General features: G+C 68.6%; 24 protein-coding genes. 5 read left to right on the top strand and 19 right to left on the bottom strand.

Going from position 1 to position 24,032, the window contains the following annotated elements; all coding sequences use genetic code 11:
• Positions 1-23: 23 nt before the first annotated feature.
• Both P0W64_RS14250 and P0W64_RS14255 read right to left on the bottom strand, forming a co-directional pair.
• Positions 24-1,115 (bottom strand): acyl-CoA dehydrogenase family protein, encoded by a 1,092-nt coding sequence (locus P0W64_RS14250; RefSeq protein WP_275480802.1) that lies wholly within the window; start codon positions 1,113-1,115, stop codon positions 24-26.
• A gap of 10 nt (positions 1,116-1,125) precedes the next feature.
• Positions 1,126-2,316, bottom strand: coding sequence for an acyl-CoA dehydrogenase family protein (locus tag P0W64_RS14255; protein WP_275480803.1), 1,191 nt, complete (start codon positions 2,314-2,316; stop codon positions 1,126-1,128).
• Between the two features lie 124 nt (positions 2,317-2,440).
• Here P0W64_RS14255 and P0W64_RS14260 point away from each other — a divergent pair, with 124 nt between their 5' ends.
• On the top strand, positions 2,441-3,310 hold the full coding sequence (locus P0W64_RS14260) for a 3-oxoacyl-ACP reductase (RefSeq protein WP_275480804.1): 870 nt from the start codon (positions 2,441-2,443) through the stop codon (positions 3,308-3,310).
• A gap of 52 nt (positions 3,311-3,362) precedes the next feature.
• Here P0W64_RS14260 and P0W64_RS14265 read toward each other — a convergent pair whose 3' ends face one another.
• The 14 genes from P0W64_RS14265 to P0W64_RS14330 all read right to left on the bottom strand — a co-directional run bounded on the left by P0W64_RS14265 (position 3,363) and on the right by P0W64_RS14330 (position 17,647).
• A complete protein-coding gene (locus P0W64_RS14265; RefSeq protein WP_275480805.1) occupies positions 3,363-3,548 on the bottom strand; it encodes a ferredoxin in 186 nt (61 codons plus the stop codon).
• Positions 3,549-3,597: 49 nt separating this feature from the next.
• Positions 3,598-5,682 carry an acyl-CoA dehydrogenase gene (locus tag P0W64_RS14270; protein ID WP_275480806.1) on the bottom strand — a complete coding sequence of 695 codons (2,085 nt, stop codon included), beginning with the start codon at positions 5,680-5,682 and terminating at the stop codon, positions 3,598-3,600.
• Between the two features lie 14 nt (positions 5,683-5,696).
• Positions 5,697-6,737 (bottom strand): MlaD family protein, encoded by a 1,041-nt coding sequence (locus P0W64_RS14275; RefSeq protein ID WP_275480807.1) that lies wholly within the window; start codon positions 6,735-6,737, stop codon positions 5,697-5,699.
• Positions 6,734-7,732, bottom strand: a complete 999-nt coding sequence (locus tag P0W64_RS14280; RefSeq protein ID WP_275480808.1) for an MlaD family protein — start codon at positions 7,730-7,732, stop codon at positions 6,734-6,736. Before P0W64_RS14280 ends, P0W64_RS14275 begins: the two co-directional genes overlap by 4 nt.
• A complete protein-coding gene (locus P0W64_RS14285) occupies positions 7,729-8,814 on the bottom strand; it encodes an MlaD family protein (protein ID WP_275480809.1) in 1,086 nt (361 codons plus the stop codon). Before P0W64_RS14285 ends, P0W64_RS14280 begins: the two co-directional genes overlap by 4 nt.
• Positions 8,814-9,800, bottom strand: coding sequence for an MlaD family protein (locus P0W64_RS14290; protein ID WP_275480840.1), 987 nt, complete (start codon positions 9,798-9,800; stop codon positions 8,814-8,816). The genes P0W64_RS14285 and P0W64_RS14290 overlap by 1 nt, the downstream gene beginning before the upstream one ends.
• Positions 9,797-10,795: an MlaD family protein gene (locus P0W64_RS14295; protein ID WP_275480810.1), complete on the bottom strand. Its 999-nt coding sequence runs from the start codon at positions 10,793-10,795 to the stop codon at positions 9,797-9,799. Before P0W64_RS14295 ends, P0W64_RS14290 begins: the two co-directional genes overlap by 4 nt.
• A gap of 4 nt (positions 10,796-10,799) precedes the next feature.
• Complete coding sequence (locus P0W64_RS14300; protein WP_275480811.1) at positions 10,800-11,828, bottom strand: MlaD family protein; 1,029 nt, start codon at positions 11,826-11,828, stop codon at positions 10,800-10,802.
• 6 nt (positions 11,829-11,834) lie between these two features.
• Positions 11,835-12,635 carry an ABC transporter permease gene (locus tag P0W64_RS14305; protein WP_275480812.1) on the bottom strand — a complete coding sequence of 267 codons (801 nt, stop codon included), beginning with the start codon at positions 12,633-12,635 and terminating at the stop codon, positions 11,835-11,837.
• Between the two features lie 53 nt (positions 12,636-12,688).
• A complete protein-coding gene (locus P0W64_RS14310; RefSeq protein WP_275480841.1) occupies positions 12,689-13,489 on the bottom strand; it encodes an ABC transporter permease in 801 nt (266 codons plus the stop codon).
• Between the two features lie 123 nt (positions 13,490-13,612).
• A complete protein-coding gene (gene kstR / locus P0W64_RS14315) occupies positions 13,613-14,224 on the bottom strand; it encodes a cholesterol catabolism transcriptional regulator KstR (RefSeq protein ID WP_275480813.1) in 612 nt (203 codons plus the stop codon).
• Between the two features lie 118 nt (positions 14,225-14,342).
• The gene (locus tag P0W64_RS14320; RefSeq protein WP_275480814.1) at positions 14,343-16,016 is read right to left on the bottom strand and encodes an acyl-CoA dehydrogenase family protein; all 1,674 of its coding nucleotides are present in this window, start codon (positions 16,014-16,016) and stop codon (positions 14,343-14,345) included.
• Complete coding sequence (locus P0W64_RS14325; RefSeq protein WP_275480815.1) at positions 16,013-16,660, bottom strand: TetR/AcrR family transcriptional regulator C-terminal domain-containing protein; 648 nt, start codon at positions 16,658-16,660, stop codon at positions 16,013-16,015. Before P0W64_RS14325 ends, P0W64_RS14320 begins: the two co-directional genes overlap by 4 nt.
• A 135-nt stretch (positions 16,661-16,795) precedes the next feature.
• Positions 16,796-17,647 (bottom strand): hypothetical protein, encoded by an 852-nt coding sequence (locus tag P0W64_RS14330; protein ID WP_275480816.1) that lies wholly within the window; start codon positions 17,645-17,647, stop codon positions 16,796-16,798.
• 183 nt (positions 17,648-17,830) lie between these two features.
• Between P0W64_RS14330 and P0W64_RS14335 the strand changes: the two genes are divergently transcribed.
• Together P0W64_RS14335 and P0W64_RS14340 are read left to right on the top strand one after the other, a co-directional pair.
• Entirely contained in the window at positions 17,831-18,424 is a 594-nt protein-coding gene (locus tag P0W64_RS14335) for a flavin reductase family protein (protein WP_275480817.1), read from the top strand.
• Between the two features lie 36 nt (positions 18,425-18,460).
• Complete coding sequence (locus P0W64_RS14340; RefSeq protein WP_275480818.1) at positions 18,461-19,069, top strand: MBL fold metallo-hydrolase; 609 nt, start codon at positions 18,461-18,463, stop codon at positions 19,067-19,069.
• A gap of 27 nt (positions 19,070-19,096) precedes the next feature.
• Here P0W64_RS14340 and P0W64_RS14345 read toward each other — a convergent pair whose 3' ends face one another.
• Together P0W64_RS14345 and P0W64_RS14350 are read right to left on the bottom strand one after the other, a co-directional pair.
• Entirely contained in the window at positions 19,097-19,891 is a 795-nt protein-coding gene (locus tag P0W64_RS14345) for an ABC transporter permease (protein ID WP_275480819.1), read from the bottom strand.
• Complete coding sequence (locus P0W64_RS14350) at positions 19,888-20,802, bottom strand: ABC transporter ATP-binding protein (protein ID WP_275480820.1); 915 nt, start codon at positions 20,800-20,802, stop codon at positions 19,888-19,890. The genes P0W64_RS14345 and P0W64_RS14350 overlap by 4 nt, the downstream gene beginning before the upstream one ends.
• Before the next feature lie 133 nt (positions 20,803-20,935).
• Here P0W64_RS14350 and P0W64_RS14355 point away from each other — a divergent pair, with 133 nt between their 5' ends.
• Both P0W64_RS14355 and P0W64_RS14360 read left to right on the top strand, forming a co-directional pair.
• The gene (locus P0W64_RS14355) at positions 20,936-22,090 is read left to right on the top strand and encodes a histidine kinase (protein WP_275480842.1); all 1,155 of its coding nucleotides are present in this window, start codon (positions 20,936-20,938) and stop codon (positions 22,088-22,090) included.
• Complete coding sequence (locus P0W64_RS14360) at positions 22,087-22,755, top strand: response regulator transcription factor (protein ID WP_275480821.1); 669 nt, start codon at positions 22,087-22,089, stop codon at positions 22,753-22,755. The genes P0W64_RS14355 and P0W64_RS14360 overlap by 4 nt, the downstream gene beginning before the upstream one ends.
• A gap of 21 nt (positions 22,756-22,776) precedes the next feature.
• On the opposite strand, the gene P0W64_RS14365 is transcribed toward P0W64_RS14360, so the two are convergent.
• Positions 22,777-24,030 (bottom strand): glycosyltransferase, encoded by a 1,254-nt coding sequence (locus P0W64_RS14365; RefSeq protein ID WP_275480822.1) that lies wholly within the window; start codon positions 24,028-24,030, stop codon positions 22,777-22,779.
• Positions 24,031-24,032: the final 2 nt, after the last annotated feature.

Here is a 24,032-nt window from a genome sequence, read left to right on the forward strand (position 1 = left end):
GATGTCTCCTGGGATCGGTGTTCTCATGCATCGGCGAGTCGACGGCCGATGCGGCGAAGCGCTGTGGTGGCGCCGCCGAGCGCGAACTCGGCCCGCTTGGCGGCCACGAACGACCGGTGAGTGGGATGGTCTGTGTCGATCCCGACGCCGCCGTGGATGTGGACCACCGTATGTGCCACGCGGTGTCCCGCCTCCGCAGCCCAGAACGCCGCCGTCGCGACGGCTTCGGTCGAGTCGAAGCCTTCATCCTCGCGCCACACCGCCTCGGCCAGCGCAAGCCGCACGGCGTCCACGTCGATGTAGGCGTCGGCGAGGCGCTGGCGCACCGCCTGGAACGATCCGATCGGTTTGCCGAACTGCTCGCGCGTACGCGCATAGTCGGCACCGGCAGCGAGCGCACGGTCCAGAACACCGAGTTGCCGCGCGCACCAGGCGATGTCCTGCCTCCGGTGCACCCACGCAGCGGCATCCGGCCCATCCAGCACCGCGTCAGCCGGGATACCGACGCCCTCGAACTCGAGCAGGGCCGCGTCGTCACCATCGACGAGTTCCTCACGGGAGACTCTGAGCCCCTTGCTTTCCCGGTCGACCAGTGCGAGCACCGCACCGTTCTCGAAGAGCGCCTCGACCAGGAATGCGTCTGCGTCTGCGGCCGCGGTCACGGCGGGGCACGTACCGTCGAACGCCAGGCCCTCAGGGCCGCGCCGCGCGATCACGACATCGGGCCCCGCTGCGCCCAGTGCGGTCGCGAGTGTGGCGGTGCCGGACACGACAGGAACCACCCACCGCTCGATCTGCGCGGGCGTCCCGAACTCCGCTATCGCAGTCGCTCCGACGGCTATGGACGCCAGATACGGTACCGCGGCGTCGAACCGCCCGCATGCGGTGAGGATCGCGCACTGCTCCTCGAGCCCGAATCCGCCACCGCCCACCGATCGCGGCAGCGCCGCATCGAGCACACCCGCGGACTCCAGCCGCGCCCACAGCTCGGCGTCGAACCCCTCTCGCACGCCGGATACGTTGTGCGGCACCGGGTGTGCCTCGTTCCATGTTTCGAACACGCGACTAGTGAGGGCGGCGAGATCGCGCGTCGCCTCGGATGCAGCGAAGTCCATCGGGTGCTCCTTACCGCGTAACGGGAAGCCGGAGCGCGGTCCCCGCGATGATGTCGCGCTGGATCTCATTGGTGCCGCCGCCGAAAGTGAGGATCAGCGACGAACGGTGCAGACGCTCGATACGCCCGGCCAGCACGGCGCCGGGGGAGCCGGTGCGGACCGTCGCGGCTGCGCCCAACACCTCCATGAGCAGTCGGTACCCCTCCGTGGCGTACTCGGTGCCGAACACCTTCGTCGCCGATGCCGCCGCTGCGCTGTAGGCGTCGGCGCCGTCCGCGTCGGCCGCCCACGCGATGCGCCAGTTGCGCAGCTTGAGGTACTCGGCGTGCACATGGACGCGGGCGAGATGGATCTGCACCCATTCGGCATCGATGACGCGCGCACCGCCGGGCACGCGCGTCTCCCTCGCCCACTCGGTGACCTGACGGAGCGAATCCCGTAGCGGCGCCGACGACGTGAGCGCGACGCGCTCGTGATTGAGCTGATCGGTCATGAGCTTCCAGCCCGCATGCAGCTCACCGACCACCGCGTCCGCCGGCACTCGGACGCCGTCGTAGTACGTCGCGCTCGTCCCCGGGCCCGCGACCGTGTGCACCTTGGTCCAAGAGAAGCCCTCGGCATCTGTGGGGACTACCAGGATCGAGAGGCCACGGTGCCGGGCGGCCTCTGGATCGGTACGGGCAGCGAGCCAGATGTAGTCCGCATATTCGATGAGGCTGGTCCACATCTTCTGGCCGGTGATCACGTATTCGTCGCCGTCGCGCACGGCGCGGGTACGCAGCGATGCCAGATCGGTGCCCGCCTCGGGTTCGGAGTAGCCGATCGAGAAGTGGGTCTCGCCTGCTGCGATGCCGGGCAGGAATCGGGCCTTCTGCTCTGCTGTGCCGCCGGCCATGATCGCGGGCGCCACCGTGTTCACCGTCAGGAACGGCACGGGCACACCGGCGATCGCGGCCTCGTCGGTGAAGATCAGCTGGTCGAGGACGGGACGGTGCTGCCCACCGAACTCCTCCGGCCAACCGATGGCCAGCCAACCGTCCTTGCCGAGGGTTCGGGTGATCTCCTTGTACACCTCGCCCTCGCCGTACTCGCCCTGTCCCGTTCGCAGCGCCTCGCGACGCTCGACCGTCATCAGGTGGGCGAAGTAGTCCCGTAGCTCGGCTCGCAGCCGCTCCTGCTCCTCGGTGAACGCGATCCGCATGACGTCACTGTAGAACACGTTCTAAGATTGCACTGCGGTTCCGCCCTGGAAGATCGCTACGACTAGGTCGAAATGTATACGGCGGTCCGGCATAGAACTGGTTACACGATGGAGGCGGTGCGCAGTGGTCGAGAACAGGGTCGCGGTCGTGACAGGCGCGGGCGCCGGACTCGGGCGGGCGGAAGCGCTCGCGCTCGCTGCGCGGGGCGCCGCCGTCGTGGTCTCGGACGTCTCCGCGTCCGCGCATGACGTCGCCGACGAGATCGCCGCCTCGGGGGGTACGGCAAGCGCCGTCGTCGCAGACGTGGCCGAGCGCGCCGGCGCCGACGCCATGCTCGCGGCCGCGCGGAAGCTCGGAGGACTCCACATCGTGGTCAACAACGCCGGCTTCTGTCGCGATCGCATGCTGTTCTCGATGACCGACGACGACTGGGACGACGTGATCCGCGTGCACCTGCGCGGGCACTTCCTGCTCTCGCAGGCCGCGACAGCGCATTGGCGCACCGAGTCCAAGCTGGCGGGCGAGCCCGTATACGGGCGCCTCATCAATACCGCGTCAGAAGCCTTCCTGTTCGGCTCCGTCGGGCAACCCAATTACGCCGCGGCCAAGGCCGGGATCGCCGCGCTCACCGTCGCCGCGGCGCGTGGGTGCGGGCGCTACGGGGTGACGGCCAACGCCATATGCCCGCGCGCCCGCACCGCGATGACGGAGGCCGTCTTCGGCCAGTTCGACGGTGGGGGTATCGATCCGCTGTCACCCGAGCACGTCGCGCGCTTCGTCGCGTTCCTCGCTTCGCCCGCGGCGGCGGACATCAACGGCCAGGTCTTCGTGGTGCACGGTTCGATGGTCGCACTGATGGCCCCGCCCACCGTGGAGCAGCGCTTCGACGCGGACGGCACCTGGACCGACGACTCACTCGCCACCTCCGTCGGCGCGTACTTCGCGGGCCGCGACCCCGCCCGCATGTTCGCGGCCCGAGAGATCCGCACGTAGCTGCGTACGAGATCGCATAGCGGTCGTCGGAGGCCGGCACGTGGGGGCGGCCTCAGTCGGTCAGGCCCAAAGCCTGCGTGGGACAACCGGCGACCGCAGCCTCGACGTCGTCTCGATCGACCTCTGTCGGCTCCGCGATCACGTGAGCGTATCCATCGTCGCCCACCTCGAAGATGTCGGGGCGGATCGACTCGCACACCCCGTGGCCTGTACACATGTCCCCGATCGTGACCTTCACTGCAAACTCTCCTTCGAACTCCGCTGGGCTGAGCGATCTTCCGGTGGATTCAGGAACGCGGCAGCCCGAGGAGCTGCTCGGCCGCAACATTCTTCAATATCTGCGATGTGCCGCCCGCGATAGACAGGCAACGTGTCAGCAGGAACTCGTACTGGGCGGGGCGCGTCGCGGGATCGGCCCCGGCGCCGTCGGGGCCGCACGCGATCAGCGACGCCTCTGCGACGGCCTGCCTGTGCCGAACCCCGACGAGTTTGCGTACCGACGACGACGCCCCCGGGCCGTGCCCGTCGAGCCGGGCGAGCGCCGACCGCGCGTCCAGCGCGGCGCAGGCGGCGGCCTCGGCGACAAGACGTCCGACGGTGTCCGTGTCCGCATCCGTGATCAGCAGCGCCTCGAGCGGTCCGCCCAGAGAAGATCCGCCACTCATCGCGACCCGCTCGTTGGAGAGGGTTGTCCGGGCGAGCCGCCAGCCTCCGTTCACGTCACCCACGACGCAGTCGTCCGGCACCTCGACTCCGTCCAGGAAGACCTCGTTGAAGCGCTCGTCGCCGGTGATCTCCCGTAGGGGCCGGATGCGCATGCCGGGGGATCTCATGTCGACGAGGAAGTACGTGATGCCCCTGTGCTTCGGGGCTTCGGAATCCGTACGCGCCAGACAGATCGCCCAGTCCGCCTCGTGCGCAAGCGATGTCCACACCTTCTGCCCCTGCAGGCGCCAACCGCCGTCGACGCGGGTGGCCGCCGTGCGCAGGGACGCCAGGTCCGACCCGGCCTCGGGCTCGCTGAACAACTGACACCAGGTGATCTCGCCGCGCAGCGTCGGCCACACGAAACGCTCCGCCTGAGCCGCCGTCCCGTGGGCGAGGATCGTGGGCGCCGCCCATGCGCCGATGACGAGGTCGGGGCGCTCGACGCCATGCTTCGCGAGCGCAGCATCGATCGCAAGCTGCTGTGCGGCGTCGGCGGCACGCCCGTAGGGCGGCGGCCAATGCGGGACCAGATAGCCCGACGCGGCCAGAGCTCTCCGCCGCTCCGCCACGGGCTGCGCAGCGAACTCCGCTGCGGCACGATCGATCTCATTCGCTTCGTCAGGATCGATACGCGCAGACACCGTCGCGTTCCGCCGCACGCCCGCGCGTGCGGACCGCGTCAACTCCGCGCGCCAGGCAGCGGAGCCGCCCAGCAGTTGCCGCGTGGCGACCGAACGCCGCAGATACAGGTGCGCGTCATGCTCCCACGTGAAGCCGATGCCACCGAGCACCTGGATGGCGTCCTTGGCATTGTCCACGGCGGCGTCCAATGCGAGTGCGGCGGCGGCAGCGGCAGCGAAGCGGTGTTCGCACGCGGAGCCCTCGTCGGCCGCCCGCCCCGCGTCCCAAGCGAGCGCCGCCGCCGACTCGGACCGGCAGAGCATTTCGGCGCAGATCCCCTTGATCGCCTGGAACGCACCGATCGGCCGCCCGAACTGCTCGCGCACCCGCGCGTACTCGGCCGCCATGCGCACGAGCGCCGCTGCGACCCCGGCGGATTCCGCGGCGGCGAACGTTCCAGCCCATGCACGCACGTCCAGATCGGTGACTCCCACGAGCTCGCATTCGTCGGCGTCGCCCCGCAGTGTGATCCGGGCCAGGGAGCGGGACGGATCGAGCGGCGCGACCGACTCGAGGACGGCTGCATCGTGTCCCGGGGGCAGTAGGAGCCACCGGTCGGTCTCGGCCGGAACCAGTAGCCACGCCGCGGCGTCCGCGCCCGGCGCGAGCCCACCGTCGAGTGCGATCGCGGCGTGTACCCCGGAGGCGATGGCTTCGAGCGCGCGGCCGCCGCCGGGTCGTCGGGTCAGCAGCGCAGCCACCGCGGCGGTCGAGGCCAGCGGACCGGGCGCGAGAACCTCCGCCGCAGCGGCGACCCCGGCTACCACATCGGCGACGAGTCCACCTGCGCCGCCGTAGCTCTCGGCCACGCATATGCCGGGAAGCCCGATCTCCGCCAGCGAGGCCCACGCTGCCGATGTCACGGGAAGCACCGGTGAGCCGTCGGCGGCGGCCCGAACCTCCGAGAGGGGCCGGGACCGCTGAGCCCAGTCGGCGATCGCCTCGGTGAGCATGCGCTGTGCGTCGGACACCGCGAGGGACACGGGAGACCACCTGCCTAACGGGGTGCTGAGGGGCGCGGCGATACGGAGACCGTGTTCGACGGCGGCGCGGCGCGGCCCGCCGACGTTGCCGCGGGGCCGGAACCGGCCGGGGCAGCAAGGTGCATGGTGACCGCGTTCTTCGACGTCATTCCCAGCGCGGTGTCGAGCAGGCTGCCCATGTTGATGGTCGCTATCGGGGCCGCAGCCGCCCGCACCGCCGGGAGGAACAGGTCACCGAGGTACTTGGCATCGGGACCGACGCGATCCTCGAACTGCTGGATCCACTTGAACAGCTCCAGCGGGCCCTTCTCGATGATGTCGGGGAACGTGTTGGTGTGCATGAGCGCGAGCGTGGACTCGGCCATCACCGAGTACGTGTGACCGGCGAGCCGCAGGGGAGCAGCCATGGCCTTCAGCTGCGGGCCGACCGAGTCCGCTTGCGGCGCGATGGTCTGCGTCGACGCGAGGATGTCCTTGATCTGAGGCATCTGCCGCAGCAGCGCGACCGACACGAGGTTCGCCCCGGACTCGATCGACGCCACGTCGGGCGCAGAGCCGGGCAGCGCGTCCCCGACACGATCGAGGATGCGGTTCACCGCATCCGGGTCGAGTCGACGCATCAGAGTGGACAGTGCCGTACTCAATGCACCGACCGTCGATCCCGAGGTGTCCAGGACCCCGTCGACCCGGGCGCCGTCCGCGAGGTATGGGCCCGAGCTGCTGGACGGCAGTACGGCGAGATACGCCTCGCCGAGCCCCGATAGGTTCTCGATCCGGATCGTGGCGTTCTGCGGGATCTGCGTCTGGCCGTCGTAGCTCAGCGCGAGATCGACCTTCTGCGCGTCGACGGAGATCGAGGCGACGTGCCCGATCTGCACGCCGCGATCGAGGACGCGCGACCCCACGATCAGCCCTGCCGCGTCGGTCACGGATACCGTCGCGGTCTTCTGCCCACGCGGCGAGAGCCATTGCACGCCCTGCTGTCCCAGCAACAGGAACGACACGACGGCGAGGGCCAGGAGGCCCAGCACCGAGAGCGCGTTGGTCGCCCTCATCGTCCACCGCCGATCATCCGCAGAATATCCGCCATACCGGGTGCGAGGTTGCGCCCGTCCGAGGTGGCGACCGAGCCGACGTCTATCTGCGGTTCCACGGCGATAGGCGCGATGTGGTCGTTCACCAGCGCCGAGCCGGAGTGGATCGCTCTGCCGAGTGTCACGCCGTCGACCGTTATCAGGTCGAGCAGGTCCGAGATCGAGTCCATCATCGGGATCATCCAGTAGCCGCCGGTGAAGAGGGACTGGACGGCGGGGAGCAGGCTGCCGACGTTGGACATCAGCAGGCCCTGATTGTGCCAGTACCGCATGTGGTAGGGCGTCAGCACCCACTGGAAGTCGGCGTTGTGGTTCCGCATGGTCTTCGACGTGTCGACGAGCGAGTCGAGCAGATCGTTCACCTCCGTCTGCGCTGCGGATACGCCGGATACGTCCTTGCCGATCTGGCTGGACAGCCGCGACAGCTTGCCTGGATCCGCCGGCAGCGACGAGTTGACCTTGGTGACCGTCTCACTGATCCGTTGCACCGAGCCGGTGCCGAAGTAGTCCGCGAGCACCGTCAGCGTGCCCTCGACGGAGCGCGGTGCGGTCGTCTGTGCGAGCGGCAGGACACTCCCGGCGTGCAGCTTCACCGCCCCGCTCGATCCGGTCGGCTGCTCGAGCCGTACATACGACTCGCCGAGCAGCGTGTCCTGCACGATCGAGGCGCGCACCGTCGTGGGAAGATCCGCCCCCTTCGAGATCTGTGCGGTCACCACAGCGGCGCCTGGGGCGAGGGCGACCTTGGCGACGCGGCCGACCCGTAGCCCCGTGTACGTGATCTGAGCTCCGACAGGAAGATTCAGTGCATCGGCGAAGCGCATGGCGACGCTGAAGTCGCCGCCTCCGGACAGCGGGTTCGAGAAGTCCATGGTCGCGGGACTCACGCTGCACCCGACAGTGGTCACGGCGGCCGTCGCGAGGGCCACCGCCGGCACCAGGCGTCTGAGCATCATCGCCCTCCCTCGTAGACGTACTGCAGGAGCGGGGTACCGGCGACCTGTGCCGCACCGTCGGACACGGAGCATCCGCCCGGTACCCGGGCGTTGATGCGCGCGCAGATCGCGGCAGGGTCCGCGGTCGGCACACGCACGCGAGGCATCGTGATCCGATAACCCCGAACGGCGCCCGCGCGACCGGCGAGCGCGGACACCGTGTTGCCGAACACGGGCAGCGTCTTGATCAGATCCTCGGTAGAGCGCGCACCGGAGGCGGCGAGGTGGATCGCAGCGGCGGCGGTGTCCAGTGTCGGCTTCAGCAGATCGCCGTAGCGCAACACCATGTCGGCAGCCATGTTGATCGCGCCCGGCAGTCCCGTGTAGATAGCGGTCACAGCGGGGAACACCGTCTGTCCGTATGCCTGCAGGACCGAGGGGCCGTGGTCGAGCGATGCGAGCAGTTGGCCCCACTGCGCTGTCGTACTGGCGAGCAGTGGACGCATATCGGACACGATCGACGACACGTCCGTGACGAATCCCGCAGGGTCGCTGAGCAGCGTCGAGGTGTCGCCCAGAATCGATTTCCCGTGCGATGCCACCGAGTCCGTCATCTCGCGGTCGAGGACCTCGACCAGCTGGGCGATGTCCGCGTCGGCACCGCCACGCGTGAGGGAGTCGACCAACTGCGTGGCGGCCTCGGTCGTCTGCGTGATGGACTTCGGGGTAGCGGTCTTGTCACGCGTTATGCAGCCCGTGCCCGTGAGCCTCGGGCCGGACGTGTAGTTCCCGACGAGCTCGAGAGCGCGATCGGCGAGGATGCTGGTCGAGCGGGTCACCGCGCGCACGGATGCCGGGAGCTCGCGGTTCCGGACCGAGAACGTGACTTTGACCGAGTCGCCCTGCGCTCGAACAGAACTCACGCGCCCGATCGCCACGCCCATCTGCGTGACGTCGTTGCCCGGGTAGAGCCCGATCGAGTCGGGCATGATCGCGCAGAGCGTGCTCTGCGCTGCGACCGCCTGCGGGGCGCCCGTCGCCACGGCTGCGACGGCGACGGCGGCCGCCACGCAGACGCGCAGCAGGCTCCGGGAGGCACCCATCAGCACGTCACCCCCGGCGAAGGGAAGCACATCTGCGTGGCCAGCAGTTGCTTGGCCCCGTCCGGCCGACCGGTCTTGTCGAGCATCTTCTGCAGCGTGTCGACGAGGCCGTGGAACTGAGCGATCAGGCCGGGGAAGGTGACGTTCATCTTCGCCACCGACGCCTCCAGCTCCTTGACCGCCGTGTAGATCTGCTCGCGGTGCTTGTCGTAGAACGACGTGATCGTGGAGATCCGGCCGAACAACTCGCCCAGCCCCCGGTACGCCGCGGCGAAACCGACGTGGGTCTCGTCGAGCACGGTCACCGCGATCGACGCCTTGCGGAGCATCTCGAACAGCTGGACCCGGCTACGCGCGAAGCTCTCCGAGTAGTCGGATGCGACCTGCGCGATGCGGCCCACGTCCTCACGTTGCTTGGTCAGCTGGTCGATCAGCGAGTCCACGCCTTTGGCGAGTGAGATCAGGCCGTCCGGGTTGGTGTCCAGGCCGGTGGTCACCTGCGACAGCGAGTCCGCGAGCTGCTTCTCGTCTAGCGGCTGCAGTTTGGTCGGAACCTGCTGCAGCATGTCGGAGATGGTGTACGGCAGGTTCACCCTGTCGGCGGGGATCGCGGCGCCGAGCGGCGCACCGCCCGCCGAACTGAGCGATACGTAGAACCCGCCCGCCACCGTCAGCATCCGGACCGCGGCGGTCGTGCGATCGCCGAGGTAGACGCCGTCGTCGATCTTGAGGGTGACCTTCACGTCCTGCGCCTCCAGGTCGACCTTGTGGACCGAGCCGATCTTGACGCCCGATGCCCGAACCTCGTTGCCTGGTTTGACCAGTGCCGCATCGGTGGTCAGGAATACGACGTCGCGCTGGCCGAGCGGTCGCAGGTAGAGGCCCGCGAGCACGAGACCGACGGCGAGGGCGATCGCGACTGCGACGAAGCCGATGAGGGTGGTCTTGTCGACCAGCGTCCGCCAGTGACCTCCGTGCGGGATCATCTGGCACACACCGTGACGCTGGCTCCACCGAAGAAGATCTTCACGGAGGAGGGGAGCGGCGCCTCACCGTGGCTACATACCTTGGGACCGGGGTCGCCGACGAGTGCCGATAGCGCCGAGAAGACCCCGGGTAGTCGCCGTAGCGCGGCGGCTGCGGACTGTGGGTCCTTGATCAGATCGGATAGGAACTGGTCGAGGTCCATGTCGGGGGCGAGGCCCAAGCCGGCGAGCAGCCGGTTGGTGGCGTCGACGAAGCCCGGACCGTACTGCGCTGTGAGCCGGAAGTTGTTGAGGCTGGCCAGGGTCTTGTCCAGCAGCAGGTCGAAGTTGGTGATGAACTCGACCACCTGTGGGTTGTAGTCGTTCATGTTCTTGGCGACACTGGCCACGTTGTCCACCAGCGTTGAGATGACCTGCTGCCGGTTTCCCAGATTCGCTGTGATGCGGTCGAGGTCGGAGAACATGTCCTCGGCTCCGACCCCGCCGCCCTCCAGCAGGGATACGAGGTTGCGGGTGAGCTGGTTCACGTCCTGCGGATTCAGTGTCCCCAGGACCGGCCCCAGCCCGTTGAACAACGAGGTGATGTCGAACGACGGAGTCGTCCGCGACATGGGGACATGCGAGACCGGGGCGCCGTCCGCGGAGTCCGGCGAGATCTCCACGAACCGCTCGCCCGTGAGGTTCTGATACTTGATCGAGAGCCTCGTCGTGGACGTGATCGGATGGTCCGTACCGACGGTGAACGTGACCTCGGCCTTATCACCATCGCCTTCGCGCTGCACCGACACCGACGAGACCTTGCCGACGAGGACGCCTCGCAGTCGCACGTCGCCCCCGTCGTGCAGGCCCGACGCATCGGAGAAGTCGGCCGTGTAGGTGCGCATCGGTCCCGACACGGGGTTGTGCAGCGCGGCGAGCACGCCGAACGTGATCAGCAGGGCGCATACGACCGCGACGGCGAGGACGATCAGGGGTTTGATGCCTATCCGGCCCATCGGTCTACCTCCCGTTCCCCGTGGTCGCCCCGAGGGCGGCCGCAGCGGCGGGCAGCCGGTCGACGATCATCTTCACGCTCAGCGCCTGCTTGCCGTTCCTGGTCACGAACGAGTGGTTCAGCCTGTCGATCAGCGGAATCACCTGTCGGGAGATGCTGACGGTGCCGAGCACCGTCGTCGCGGTGTCCGTCACACTGCGCAGGATCAGGGTTGCGGGGGTGAAGTCGTCCTTATGGGATCCCAGCATGGCGCCGAGCGGCCCGAAGAACCCGCTGCCGAGCAGCTGCGTGGTCTTGTCGATCGGCGTGAAGTTGTAGACCGTGTCGGCGGAGAGCGGAATGTGCAGTAACTCGACCATCGACCCGAAGGCCGCGTCGACGACGCCGGGCACGCCGTCGACGGTGCGGCGTAGCAACGCGATCTGGGGTCCGATCCGCATCTTCTGCGTCGCCGCGACCTGCTGCTCCAGCGTGAAGCCCAGCTCGAGCAGCGGTGTCAGCGCCTGGGTGTACGACGTAGCACGCCGCGTCACGTCCACGAGTCGGTCGGTGATGATGCTGTTGACCAGCACCGAGCTGTTGTTCAGCAGGTCCGAGATCGTGTCGGTACTCTGCTCCGGGCGCAGCACCTGTCCCGCGCGGACCGGCGAACCACCCTCGCCCGGCACGATCGCCAGCTCGGTGACGCCGAAGTAGTTTCCCGGTTGGTACCGCACGGTGAAGGTGTCCGTCAGGCCGGCGATGTCGGCACGGTCGAGACGCAGTGCCACCCTGACCCGGCCGGCACCGTCGGCGGCCACCGCAGAGACCGTGCCGACGGGCACGCCACGCATGGTGACGGTTGTTCCGGCCCGAACGCCCGCACCCACGTCCGGTGCGGACACCGTGAGCGGCATGCGATCGTCACCCCCTGCGATGCTTCTGACGCCCACGAAGACCAGTGCGACGACGGCGATCGCGACGATAGCGGCGATGCCGACGGTCATGTACACGCGGTGCTGGCGTTGCGGCGTCCCGATCAGGAGTTGGGCCACGTCACCTCACCCCACGAACCTGATGGTGGGCGTGATGCCCCACATCGCGACGGTCAGGATGAAGTCCAGCGAGAGCACCGTCACCAGGCTGGCCCGGACGGCCCGACCGCACGCGCGGCCCACGCCCTCGGGACCGCCCGACGCGTAGAAGCCGAAGTAGCAGTGGATGAGCGTGACCGCGGCGCAGAACACGATCACCTTGACAGTGGAGAGTGCGATGTCGGTGGGGTCGAGGAACTGGTCGAAGTAGTGGTTGTAGGTGCCGGGCGGCTGGGTGTGGAAGACCGTCACGATGAGCCTGCAGGTCGCGAAACTGACCAGGAGGGTCAACAAGTACGAGGGGACCACGCAGAGCATGCCGGCTATGAGACGCGTGCCCACGACATACGGCACAGACCTGATGCCGAGTGCCTCGATGGCGTCGATCTCCTCAGCGATGCGCATGGACCCGATCTGCGCCGTCATGCGGCAGCCCGCTTGAGCCGCGAATCCGATGCCGGCCGAGATGGGGATCATCTCGCGAATGTTGGCGAGGCCTCCCACCACACCTGTGAGCGGTCCGAAGCCGATCAGATCGAGGCCGGCGTACGCCTCGATGGCGACGGCCGCACCGCCCGCCGCGCCGAGCACCAGCATCATCACGACGACGCCGCCGTCGACGATGATCGACCGGCTGCCCCACGCCAGACCGTTGAGCACCCGCATGGTCTCGCCGCGGTACCTCCGCAGCGTGACGGGCATCAGGTAGAAGGCCTGCCACACGAATACCAGCGCCTCGCCGAGGTGCGCGACCCCGCGGGAGATCATCCCGGGCCCGCTCGGTCTCCTTCGCGGGCGGGTGTTCCCGACGACGACCGCCGTCATGCGACAGCGCTCGGGAAGAACATCGTCTCTACCTGGGTGAGCGCGAGCGTGGACAGGAAGATCAACATGATCGACAGCACGACCGACGAGTTGACCGCGTCGGCCACGCCCCGGGGGCCGCCGCGCGCCTCGATTCCGCGCAATCCGGCGACGAGGCCGACGACCACGGCCCCGCACTCGGCCTTGAGCACGGCGAACACCAGGTCCGCGGCATTCGAGAACGCACCGAACGACGACCAGAAGCCGCCCGCGCTGATCCCGAACTTGGCGAGCGCGACCGCGAGCGCGATGAGCATGGACACCGCGACGATCGCGATGAGCAGCATGGGCGCTATCAGGATCAGCGCCAGCAGGCGCGGGGCGATGAGCCGGGCGACCGGGTCCACACCCATGACGCGCATCGCATCGAGCTCCTCACGAATGGACCGGGCCCCCAGGTCCGCAGCGATCGCGGAGGCGCACACGCCGCCGATCAGCACGCCCGTGGCCAGCGGTGCGCCCTGCCGGATGATGCCCATGCCGCTGGCGGCGCCGACCAGGGAGTTCGCGCCGACCTGGTCGACGAGAGCGCCGACCTGTACCGACACGACGGCACCGAACGGGATCGCCACCAGGAATGCGGGCAGCGACGTCACGCGCAGCAGCGTCACCGCCTGCGTGACCACTTCGCCCAGCGCGAGATCACGCCGGACGACGCCTGTCACGATCGCCACGATGACGTCGCGAGTGAGCAACACGGATCGCCCGATGGTGGAGAGGCTCTTCGTGACGACCCGCGCGCCGCGGTACATCACCATGGAACTCACTGACTTCTCCTTCTCAGGGCTGCCGATCGGAGCCTAGCAAGTGTTTGGTTGGTAATGAGCGGTTCGCCCAGGTTCACCCGCACCGGTCACCCGGCACGTTCGGCGGGGCCGCTATCAGTCGTCTATGACCAGGTCGACCGTCACTTCGAGGCGCTTCTGCACGTCGGTCGCCGACGCCCTGTGCGTGACCCAGGCGACCAGGTTCGCCATCCACACGTCCGCGATGAGCCGGAACGCATCACGCTCGCGTGGCGTCGGATCGTCCTCACCCATGGCGCGGGCGAACATCGACTCGAGCAGCCTGCCGACCGTCTCCACCTCGGCCGCCGCTGTAGCGTCCGCGAACATGAACGCGCGCACCATCGCCTCCGTGAGCAGCGGCGCCCGCTGCAACATGCGGGTGTTGCGCTCGAGCACGAAAAGCACACGCTCCTTGGGCGTCTCACCCGGGATCGGCGACTTGTCGAGTTTCTCCTGGGCACTCTCGAATTCGCGCACGAGCCCGGCCACCAGCAGATGGATCTTGGACGGGAAATAGCGATAGAGCGTGCCGAGCGCCACGTCCGCCTTCTTGGCGACCGCTCGCATCTGCACCGCTTCGTACCCGCCCTTCCGGGCCAGGGACAGCGTCGCGTCCACGATCCGCTTCCGCCGCTCGCGCTGAGCCGCCGAGTCGAGATCCTCCCGACTCGGCGCGCCAGCGACCGCCTGCTCGGTGGGTGCCATCATCACCTCCGCTCGACTACTGCCAAACGAGAACCTGTTCCAGTCTCGGCGAAGACGATAACCGGTGACCTGCCCTCTCCGCAGCCTCGATGCTATTCGCCTTGTTTCAGTCTGTGGGTCAGACACGCCTCAGAATCGCAGCCAGGTCCGTACCGGCAGGCAGGGTGCCGTACTCGAGCCCGCGGTCCGCGCCCAGCCGCGCGGCCACGAAAGCCTCGGCGACCGGTGCGGGGGAGAAGCGGACCAGCAGCGACGCTTCGAGCGCGAGCGCCATCGACTCGACGATCGTGCGGGCTCGGAGCTGGGCAGTATCCGCGTCGGCGGCCGCGACCTCAGCCAACTGCCGGCGTACGCGGTCGAGGTGCGCATCGAGCAGCGGGTGGCCGCCCCGTGCGAGGCCGACCTCGGCGTCGAATGCCGCGACCGATTCGGGCTCGCGGGTCATCGCGCGCAGAACGTCGAGGGCGATGACGTTGCCCGACCCCTCCCACACGGCCATCACCGGCTGCTCGCGGTAGCGCCGCGCGAGGGGGAAGCCCTCCGTGTAGCCGTTGCCGCCCAGGCACTCCAGCGCCTCGTACGCGTGATGCGGGCCACGCTTACAGATCCAGTACTTGGCCACCGCCGTTGCGAGACGCCGGAATGCGCGCTCGCCGACGTCGGCGTCCTCGTCGTGGGCGCGGGCGAGGCGCATCGCGGTGACGGTTGCCGCCTCCGACTCCAGGGCGAGATCCGCGAGGACCGAGGACATCGCGGGCTGGTCCGCGAGTGTGCGCCCGAACGCCGCGCGGTGCCGCGCGTGCCACACCGCCTCGGCTACGGCCTGCCGCATTCCCGCAGCCGAACCCAGGACGCAGTCGAGCCGGGTGCGGGCGACCATCTCGATGATCGTGCGTACGCCGCGACCGGGCTCGCCCACCATCACGCCGACGGTGCCGTCCAGCTCGATCTCCGACGACGCATTGGACTTGTTTCCCAGCTTGTCCTTGAGCCGCTGGATGCGGAAGACGTTGCGCTCGCCGTCGGGCAGAATGCGAGGAACCAGGAAGCACGACAGGCCTTCCGATGCCTGAGCCAGCATCAGGAATGCGTCGGACATCGGCGCCGAGCAGAACCACTTATGGCCGGTGAGCAGGTACTCGCCTCCCGGTCCGCCACGGCCGGCCGCCAGGGCCACGGTCGTATTCGCCCGCACATCCGATCCGCCCTGCTTCTCCGTCATGGACATGCCGAAGAGCGCCGACGACTTCCCTTGGCCGCCCAGGTCGGGGGAGTAACTACGGGAGAGGGCACGCGGGCGCCAGATCGCGCTCACGTCGGGTTGCAGATCCAAGGAGGGGATGACGGCGTTGGTCATCGAGACGGGGCAGGCGTGGCCGGGCTCGATCTGGCCGAACAGCATGAAGGTCGCGGCCCGCGCGACGTTGGCACCGGGTCGCGGATTCGCCCACGCCGACGTGTGCGCCCCATGGGCGATCGCTGCGGACATGATGCGGTGGTACCCGGGGTGGTACTCGACCTCGTCGATCCGTCGGCCCCATCTGTCGTGCGTCTGCAGGACGGGGGTCACGGTATTCGCAAGCTCGGCGTCGTGCTGGAACCGCCGGGTGCCGACGAGCGCACCGACTTCGGCGAGTTCGGCTGTGGCCCAATCGGCGTCGTGACGACGCACCGCCTCATCGAGCACGACGTTAGTGGTGTACTCGTTGACGTCTTCGCGGGGGACGGCCTGGTTCAGTACCTCATGCGTACTGTGCGGCGCAGGATGGACGGCGTTCTCTGTGCTGGTCACTGTCGACTCCGATCGGGTTGAGGCACGGGGGAGTCCAGTACGGACTCGGGAATCTGGAGACTGGTGAAGACGACGGTGACCGCGTCCTCGAGCGATCGGGCACTCACTCCGGCGTGCTTCTGGACGGCGATGCCGAAGACCGCGGACCAGAACGCCCTCGCCTCGACACCCGGCGCGGCGCGCAATTCCCAACCGGTGCGCACCAGCGTGTCCATCAGCGCGCGCTCGCCGGCCTCGTACAGCTGAGCAAGAGCCGAGTCGACAGCGGGCCGATGCTCGGGGCGGCGACCCGCCAAGAGCATGGCCTCGACGAACAGGCGAACCCTTGCCGCCTCGGCACCGAGCAACGTCTCGACGAGCGCCTGGGTGTAGGCGCGAACGGTCGTGGTGCGCGCCGCATCGTCCTCCGCTCTACGGCCGGCACGCAGCACGGCACCGCACGCGACCTCCACGAACAGGGCCTCCTTGGAACCGAAGTAGTACGTCACCTGGTTCGGATGCGCGCCCGCGGCAGCGCAGATCTGCGACAGCGGCACGTCATCGCCGTCGGACTCGAACAGGTCCGCAGCCGCCCGCAGCAGCGCCGCTCGCGTCTGCTGACCCGCAGCCCTCGTCGCGCGTCGCGCGGGAACGGACGTCGCCACCGATCCTCCTCGTTTATTGTATGTCAAACAATAAACGGCGAGTGCGTTCTGCGCAACGCCGGTCGGATGCACATGTCCATCGCATCGGCCGAGTAGCCGCGTGGAGATGTGCACCGGGGATGTGGACCGGTGAACCTACGCCGCGGGTTCGGTCCAGCCGCGCCGGGTGAGCGCGGCGTGCACCCGGGCGAGTAGCGTCTCCCGGCGACGATCCAGATCGCCCGCGACGACGAGCACGACGTGCCAGTCGAGTTCGGTCTGCAGGCGGTTGAGTCGCTCCATGTCGGCGGCGAACTGCCGCGCGTCGCGGTGGTGCACGCCCTGATACTCGACTGCAACGCAGAGTTCCGGCTCCGCCAGGTCGAGCCGGTAGGTTCCGTCGAGCACCTCCCACTGCGGGACGAAGCCGCTGAAACCGTTGCGGTGCAACAGCAGCCGCGTATACGTCTCCTCCGGCGACTCCGCGCGGCCGTTCGCCTCCGCCAAGACGGCACGGACCCGGTCCGCCCTCCATCGGCGTCGACCGAGCCGCTCCTCGACCCCCTCCACGGTCGTGATCGGCCCCCTGTAGCGGTATGTGCGCAGGCACTGGTCCATCGCCGCGATCGCGCGGTCGCCGCTGACGTAGCGCGCGAGATCGATGGCCGTCCGCGCGCCGTCCGTGTGGCGGATACCAGCGCTGACGACGATCTCGTCGGCATCGATCACGCTGCGGCGCGCGATCACATCCTTACGGCGGATCGGTCGCGGGGTCCAGAGCTCCACGGGGCGCTCGTACCCACGCGCCATGAAATGTCCGTAGAGTCGCGCCGCCGACCAACCACAGAACGCGGCATCGGGGTACAGCTCCGCGATGGCCGACGCGAATTCGGCGAGGCCTATCGGTCCGCTCGCCCTGACTCCGTGCGTGACCGCGTTGCGGTGCCGCTCCGCCTCCGATCGGCCGACCAGCTTCACCAGGTCCGAATACCGGTGTACGTCTCCCATACCCATTAGACGCGCCGGCGTGCAGTTCGGATCCCGGACGACCCCTGACGTGCACATATCCACAGTCCGGGTGCACGACTCCACACGGCCATTCGGGCGATGCGGTGGAGATGTGCGCCCGACTCGCGGCGGGATGCGATTCGACGACAGCGAGAGCGTCGCTCGTTCGGCTACGGTGGCCCCGTGCCGAGCGACGCCACCTCATTCGACCCCGACGAGCTGGATCCGGGCGCGTTCTACCGCCTGCTCACCGCGTCGATCGTGCCGCGACCGATCGCCTGGGTCTCCACGCGCGCGGCGGACGGGGTACTGAATCTAGCGCCGTACAGCTTCTTCACAGTCGCATCGACAGCGCCGCCGATCGTGCAGTTCACCTCTGTGGGGCATAAGGATTCGTGGCGCAACATCCTCGAAACAGGGGAGTTCGTCGTGAACATCGGCACGGAATCACTCATCGAGCAGATGAACCGGACCTCGGAGCACGTCGAGCACGGCGTCGACGAGTTCGCACTGGCCGGCTTGACGCCGGAACGCAGTGCCACCGTCGCACCGCCGCGGGTGGCAGAGGCACCCGTGTCGATCGAGTGCACCAAGCACCTGATCCTGGACGTCGGCAACTGCGCGGTGATCCTCGGCGCGGTCCGGCACGTCGCGGTCGCGCGCTCGATCCTCGCCGACGACGGCCTGCCCGACTTCGCTCGGCTCGCGCCTCCGAGCCGGCTGGGCCGCAGTGAATGGGGCCTGACGCCCGCCACCGTCGAGCACGAGCGGCCGTAGCCGCCGCACGACAGGAGATGGCAGGATCTGCAGGATATGAGCGCACGCATCGACCACGCCGTCACGAGCGGTACGTTCTCCCTCGACGGGCAGACCTTCGACGTCGACAACAACGTCTGGGTGATCGGCGACGACACCGAGGTGATCGTGCTGGACGCCCCGCACTCGGTGGACGACATCCTGGCCCTTGTAGGCGACCGCACTGTGAGAGCGATCGTCCTCACGCACGCACACGACGACCACTGCCGCTGCGCGCCGGCCCTGCGTGAGGCGACCGGTGCACCCATCCTGCTGCATCCCGACGACCGACCGCTCTGGGAGCTCACGCATCCCGGTGATACGTGGGACGACGACCTCGCGGACGGGCAGGAGATCGCCATCGCGGGTACGACCCTGAGAGTGCTGCACACGCCCGGACACGCGCCCGGCGCGGTGTGTCTGTACGCGCCCGACCTGGCAGCAGTGTTCTCCGGCGACACCCTGTTCCACGGGGGGCCGGGCGCTACCGGACGCTCGTTCAGCGACCGACCGACTATCGAGAGTTCCATCCGCGCCAGGCTGTTCGCCCTCCCACCCGAAACGGTCGTGCACACGGGGCACGGAGACGACACCACCATCGCCGCGGAGCAGGCGACGCTGGGCTGACACCGCCCCGACGTCGCCTGCTCAGGGCTACTTGATCTCCGACCGAAGGATCCGGATTATTCCGAGCGCCAACGGTATGCCGATCCAGATCATGGCGGACACGGCGAGCCGCGCCCATTCGATGCCCGACGCCCAGTCACCCGTCTGGAAGGGCTGGTTCGTCGATGTGGTGTCGATCCAGCGGCCGAGGTGGTCCCGGAACCAGGGCACCACTCCAGCGACGATGCCCATCGCCGACGGCAGCGCGAAGTAGGCCACGACCGCGCCGGGTGTATTGAGGATCAGGGCCGCGAAGCCGAATCCGACGAGCAGCCCGAACACCTGAATGGTGAGCGAGTTCACGAGATCCGCGCCTGAGAAGTTCCACGCGCCCGCAGGAGCTCCGTAGACGACGCCGGCAAGGACGTTCGCGAGTGCCCCGATCACAAGGGCGAACACGACCGCACCGATCGCGGCGATCAGGGAGGCGCCGAGTTTGGCCAGTACGACCCGCTCGCGTCGCGGTTCCATCGTGAACGTCGCGAGCGCGGTGCGCTGGCTCCATTCGGCCGTCACCAGCATGATCGCGAGGATCGGGAGGATGACCGACGTAGGCATGTTCATCACGGTGACGAACCCGCTGAGGTCGAGCTTCTCCGGGCTGTTCCTGCGCGCGATCAGCATGACGACCGCGACGACCAGCGAGATCACGCCCATCGACGCTACGAGCCAGAACCCGGCGCGGGTATCGACCAGCTTGCGTAATTCGACGCGGACCAGTCGGCTGAGCGGAATCGGCGCCGACCGGCGCTCGACGGTGTTCTGGGGCGTGAGGGTGGTCATGCGGGAACTCCTAGGTGTGCGGGCTGCTCGCGCTGTGTCTGTTGGGTCAGCTGAAGGAAGATCTCCTCGAGGCGGGCACCGTCGCCGGCGCGGAGCTCGACGAGCTGGATGCGCGCCTCGAAGGCGATCCTGCCCACGTCGGCAGGCGATGCGTCGACGGTGAAGCCACCGCCGGCGACCTTCTCGGCACGTAGGCCGGCGGCGTGCAGAGCACGCCACAGAGCCGTGTCGTCGGTGGCCGCCACGCGAGCGCCGGTGCCGGCCAACAGTTCCTGCTTGGTGCCCTGGGCGACGATCCGTCCGTGCCCGATCACGACGATGTCGTCGGCGACGATCTCGATCTCGTGCAGTAGGTGCGAGGAGAGCAGTACCGTGCCACCGCGGTCGGCGTAGTCGCGTAACAGGGTACGCATCCAGTGGATGCCGGCGGGATCGAGACCGTTGGCCGGCTCGTCCAGAATGAGGATCTCGGGGTCACCGAGCAACGCGTTGGCGATGCCGAGCCGCTGCCGCATGCCGAGCGAATAGTTGCGGACGCGGCGACGCGCCTCTTCGGCGTTCAAGCTCACCATCTCGAGCACCTCGTCGACGCGCGAGCGAGGCATACCGAGCGTCATCGCCGTCAGGGTCAGGACCTCAGCGCCGGTACGACCGGCATGTTGCGCGGAGGCGTCGAGCAGGACGCCCACCCGGGTGGCAGGATTCGGAATGCCCGAGTACGCCCGGCCACCCACTGTGGCCGACCCCGACGTGGCCGGGGTGAGGCCCGCGATGATCCGCATCGTGGTGGACTTCCCGGCGCCGTTCGGCCCGAGGAACCCCGTGACCTGGCCAGGTTTACATACGAACGAGACATCGTCGACGGCGGTGTAGTCGCCGTAGCGTTTGGTGAGATTCTCGACTGCGATCATGCATTCCATGCTGGACGTGTCGAACGGCGCGCACATCGGCCGCTCGCACATTCCGACCCCCGCCGAAAGTAGGGGATCCGAGTAGCCGCCGGACGGACGCATTCGAAGCGTCGGCGTGACTAACGTGGTCGGAGTGCGCCCCGAGGACTACCAGCCGGCCCTGACGAGATGGGGGCACCTGTGGCGCTTCGGTCTGGCTCTGGTCCTGTCGGTGCTCTCATCGGCCCCCGCCACGGCCGAACGCTTGGCCCACGCGCGCTGGTGGCTGGCCGGCGACATCGCCATCGGCTGCGTCTGCTTCGTCGTCGTGCGATGGCGACGGCGATACCCCGTCGCCGTCGCGACCTTCACGACTCTCGCGGGGCTCGTGTCGGCGGCTGCATCCGGCGCGTCGGCGCTCGCGATGGTGTCACTCGCGACGCGGAGACGCTGGCGGGAGATCGTGCCGCAGGCCCTGCTGGCGTTCGTGTGCGGCGCGGTCGCGCAGACGTACTTCCCCGGCGCCGACTCCTCGCATGCCCTCATCAACACCGGTGCGATGGCGGCGATCGTGGGTCTCATGATCGCGTGGGGCATGTATATCGGGTCCCGCCGCGAGTTGCTCGCCAGTTGGCAGGCGCGCGCGCAGTCGGCCGAGGACGAGCAGGCGGCCAAGGTGCAGCAGGCCCGAACCGCCGAGCGGGCCAGGATCGCGCGGGAGATGCACGACGTTCTCGCACATAGGATCTCGACAGTGCACATGTATGCCGGCGCGCTCGCATACCGGGAGGATCTACCTACCGCGCAGGTTCGCGAGACCGCCACCGTCATCCAGGAGACCTCGCATCTCGCGCTCACCGAGTTGCGCGAGGTACTCGGTGTGCTGCGGGAAGGGCCGGGCGACGCAACGCCCGAACGGCCACAGGCGTCGCCCGCCGACATCGACGGGCTCGTCGACGACAACCGCGCGACCGGGATGCATATCGAATACGCGTGCTCTGCCGATCTGTCTCACGCGCCCGCAGCCCTCGCCCGCACCACCTACAGATGCCTACAGGAGGCACTGACCAACGCCCGGAAGCATGCACCGTCGGCGACGGTGCATGTGCGGATCCGCGGAGCCCAGGCGTCAGGCATGGAACTGGAGGTGGTCAACGCGCTACCGCTGGCGCCGACACCGGTTCCGGGCTCGGGCCTGGGGCTGGTCGGGTTGGCCGAGCGCGTCGAGCTGGCGGGTGGTAGGCAGACGACGCGCATCACCTCTGACGATCGCTTCGTCCTGACGGTGTGGCTACCGTGGCAGGCATGACAGCCCGCCTGATGCTCGTCGACGACGACCCGCTGGTGCGGTCGGGTCTGCGGCTCCTGCTCGGTGGGAGTTCGGCTTTCGACGTCGTGGCCGAGGCCGGCAACGGCCGCGAGGCGGTAGACCTCCACCGTGCGGATCCGGTCGACGTGGTCCTCATGGACCTGCGAATGCCGGTGATGGACGGCATCGAGGCCACGGCGCTGCTGAAGCGGGAGCCGCCGGCGCCCGCCGTGCTCGTGCTGACCACGTTCGATGCCGACGACTACGTGGTACGCGCCCTCGCCGTCGGCGCCGACGGTTTCCTGCTCAAGGACACGCCTCCCGGGGGGATCGTCGCCGCGATCGAGCGCGTGCTGGCGGGCGACCCCGCGCTCAGTCCGTCGGTCACCGCTGCGCTGATCAAGCAGGTGGTGCACGGGCACTCGGACGGCCCGGGCGCGGACGGCCGTGCCGCGCCCGCACAGCAGGCTGTCGAGACGCTCACCCCGCGGGAGCGGGACGTCGCTATCAGTCTCGCGCGAGGGGCGTCGAACGCCGAGATCGCTGCCGAGCTGTACCTGAGCGTGCCGACGGTCAAGGCGCATATCTCGCGCATCTTCACCAAACTGGACGCCACTAACCGCGTACAGGTCGCGATCGCTATGCACGATGCAGGCCTGGTCTGACCTGCAACGGTTTTCGCCGCATCAGCCGCGCTCCGCCAAACACTCCTCGATCCTTGCCACCGCAACACCCGCACCGTCCTCGTCCGCGAGCCTCTCGGCGACCGTGGCTGCGGCCGAGCGGTATGTGGATTGCGAGACGCCGCGTTCGATGGCGTCCGCCAGCGAGCGTGCTGTTGCTCGGCGCCGGGAGAGCGTCGCCGAGGAGGCACCGAGCGCCTCCAGACGCGCCGCCCAGAACGGCTGGTCACCACCGGGTTCGGGGATCGCCACCGTCGGGATCCCGGCCCGCAGGGCCGACGCTGCCGTCCCCGCCCCGCACGCGTGCACCACTGCCGACAGTCGCGGGAACAGCCAATCGTAGGGCGTGTCGCCGATCGTCATGACATCTGCCGAACCTGCTTGCAGCCCTGCCCATCCCGACTGGACGAGCCCGCGCACACCGGCTAGGGACACGGCCTCCGACACGAGCTCGGAAACGCGCCGCTTCTCGGCATCAGGCATCATCAGGCTGCCGAACGAGACGAGGACGGGCGGCTCGCCGGCCTCGAGGAATCGCGTCAGCCTGTCGGCGGGCTCCCATCCTTCGGGGCGCGGCGTCCACCAATACCCCGTGACGTCCAGGCCGGAACGCCAGTCGTCCGGGCGCGGCGACACCGACGCCGAATAGCCGTGCAGCACAGGCCACTGCGACTCGGTCCGGATGCGCCGGGCCCGGCGCGCGGACACAGGCGACAGCCCCAGATCGCGCCGCATCGATGTGACGACGCCGCGGTACAACGCGTCCACCGCGCCGCTGCCGAGGTGTCCCGCCGCCCGGTTGAGCATTGCGCCGTGGTCTCGCCCGCCCATCAGCGCCGGAGTGTGCGCTGCTGTCGCCGACATCGGTTGCAGCCGGACGCCGATCGTCGGGATTCCGCGACTCTCCGCGAACGCGTGCCCGGCGAGCTCCGCGAACGGGGACAACAGGACCAGGTCGGCGGGCTCGCCCGCGAGCGCGGCGAGGAATGACCGGCCCAGGGCGCGCATTCCGCCGGGGGACACCAGCTCCCGCAGCGCGGCCAGAGGCTTGACATCGACGCTCGACAGGTCGTCGTCGGTAGGCTCGACGTGGTCCACGCCCAGCGCCCGGATACCACGCTCGGCGAGCATCGGGGTGAGCGGCGTCGGCGCCGTCATCACCACCTCGTGCCCGGCACGCTGTAGCCGTTGTGCAAGCCCACACAGCGGGGTGATGTCTCCACGCGATCCCCAACTCGCGATCACTATGTACGCCATCG

It is taken from the genome of Tsukamurella sp. 8F (assembly GCF_029167375.1).
Taxonomy (GTDB): domain Bacteria; phylum Actinomycetota; class Actinomycetes; order Mycobacteriales; family Mycobacteriaceae; genus Tsukamurella.

Excerpts from the sequence above, each read along its gene's own strand:
- P0W64_RS14250 (WP_275480802.1), bottom strand. The coding sequence starts at position 1,115 with ATGGACTTCGCTGCATCCGAGGCGACGCGCGATCTCGCCGCCCTCACT.
- P0W64_RS14255 (WP_275480803.1), bottom strand. The coding sequence starts at position 2,316 with ATGCGGATCGCGTTCACCGAGGAGCAGGAGCGGCTGCGAGCCGAGCTA.
- P0W64_RS14275 (WP_275480807.1), bottom strand. The coding sequence starts at position 6,737 with ATGAGGGCGACCAACGCGCTCTCGGTGCTGGGCCTCCTGGCCCTCGCC.
- P0W64_RS14280 (WP_275480808.1), bottom strand. The coding sequence starts at position 7,732 with ATGATGCTCAGACGCCTGGTGCCGGCGGTGGCCCTCGCGACGGCCGCC.
- P0W64_RS14285 (WP_275480809.1), bottom strand. The coding sequence starts at position 8,814 with ATGGGTGCCTCCCGGAGCCTGCTGCGCGTCTGCGTGGCGGCCGCCGTC.
- P0W64_RS14290 (WP_275480840.1), bottom strand. The coding sequence starts at position 9,800 with ATGATCCCGCACGGAGGTCACTGGCGGACGCTGGTCGACAAGACCACC.
- P0W64_RS14295 (WP_275480810.1), bottom strand. The coding sequence starts at position 10,795 with ATGGGCCGGATAGGCATCAAACCCCTGATCGTCCTCGCCGTCGCGGTC.
- P0W64_RS14305 (WP_275480812.1), bottom strand. The coding sequence starts at position 12,635 with ATGATCTCCCGCGGGGTCGCGCACCTCGGCGAGGCGCTGGTATTCGTG.
- P0W64_RS14310 (WP_275480841.1), bottom strand. The coding sequence starts at position 13,489 with ATGGTGATGTACCGCGGCGCGCGGGTCGTCACGAAGAGCCTCTCCACC.
- kstR (WP_275480813.1), bottom strand. The coding sequence starts at position 14,224 with ATGGCACCCACCGAGCAGGCGGTCGCTGGCGCGCCGAGTCGGGAGGAT.
- P0W64_RS14330 (WP_275480816.1), bottom strand. The coding sequence starts at position 17,647 with ATGGGAGACGTACACCGGTATTCGGACCTGGTGAAGCTGGTCGGCCGA.
- P0W64_RS14340 (WP_275480818.1), top strand. The coding sequence starts at position 18,461 with ATGAGCGCACGCATCGACCACGCCGTCACGAGCGGTACGTTCTCCCTC.
- P0W64_RS14345 (WP_275480819.1), bottom strand. The coding sequence starts at position 19,891 with ATGACCACCCTCACGCCCCAGAACACCGTCGAGCGCCGGTCGGCGCCG.
- P0W64_RS14350 (WP_275480820.1), bottom strand. The coding sequence starts at position 20,802 with ATGATCGCAGTCGAGAATCTCACCAAACGCTACGGCGACTACACCGCC.
- P0W64_RS14360 (WP_275480821.1), top strand. The coding sequence starts at position 22,087 with ATGACAGCCCGCCTGATGCTCGTCGACGACGACCCGCTGGTGCGGTCG.
- P0W64_RS14365 (WP_275480822.1), bottom strand. The coding sequence starts at position 24,030 with ATGGCGTACATAGTGATCGCGAGTTGGGGATCGCGTGGAGACATCACC.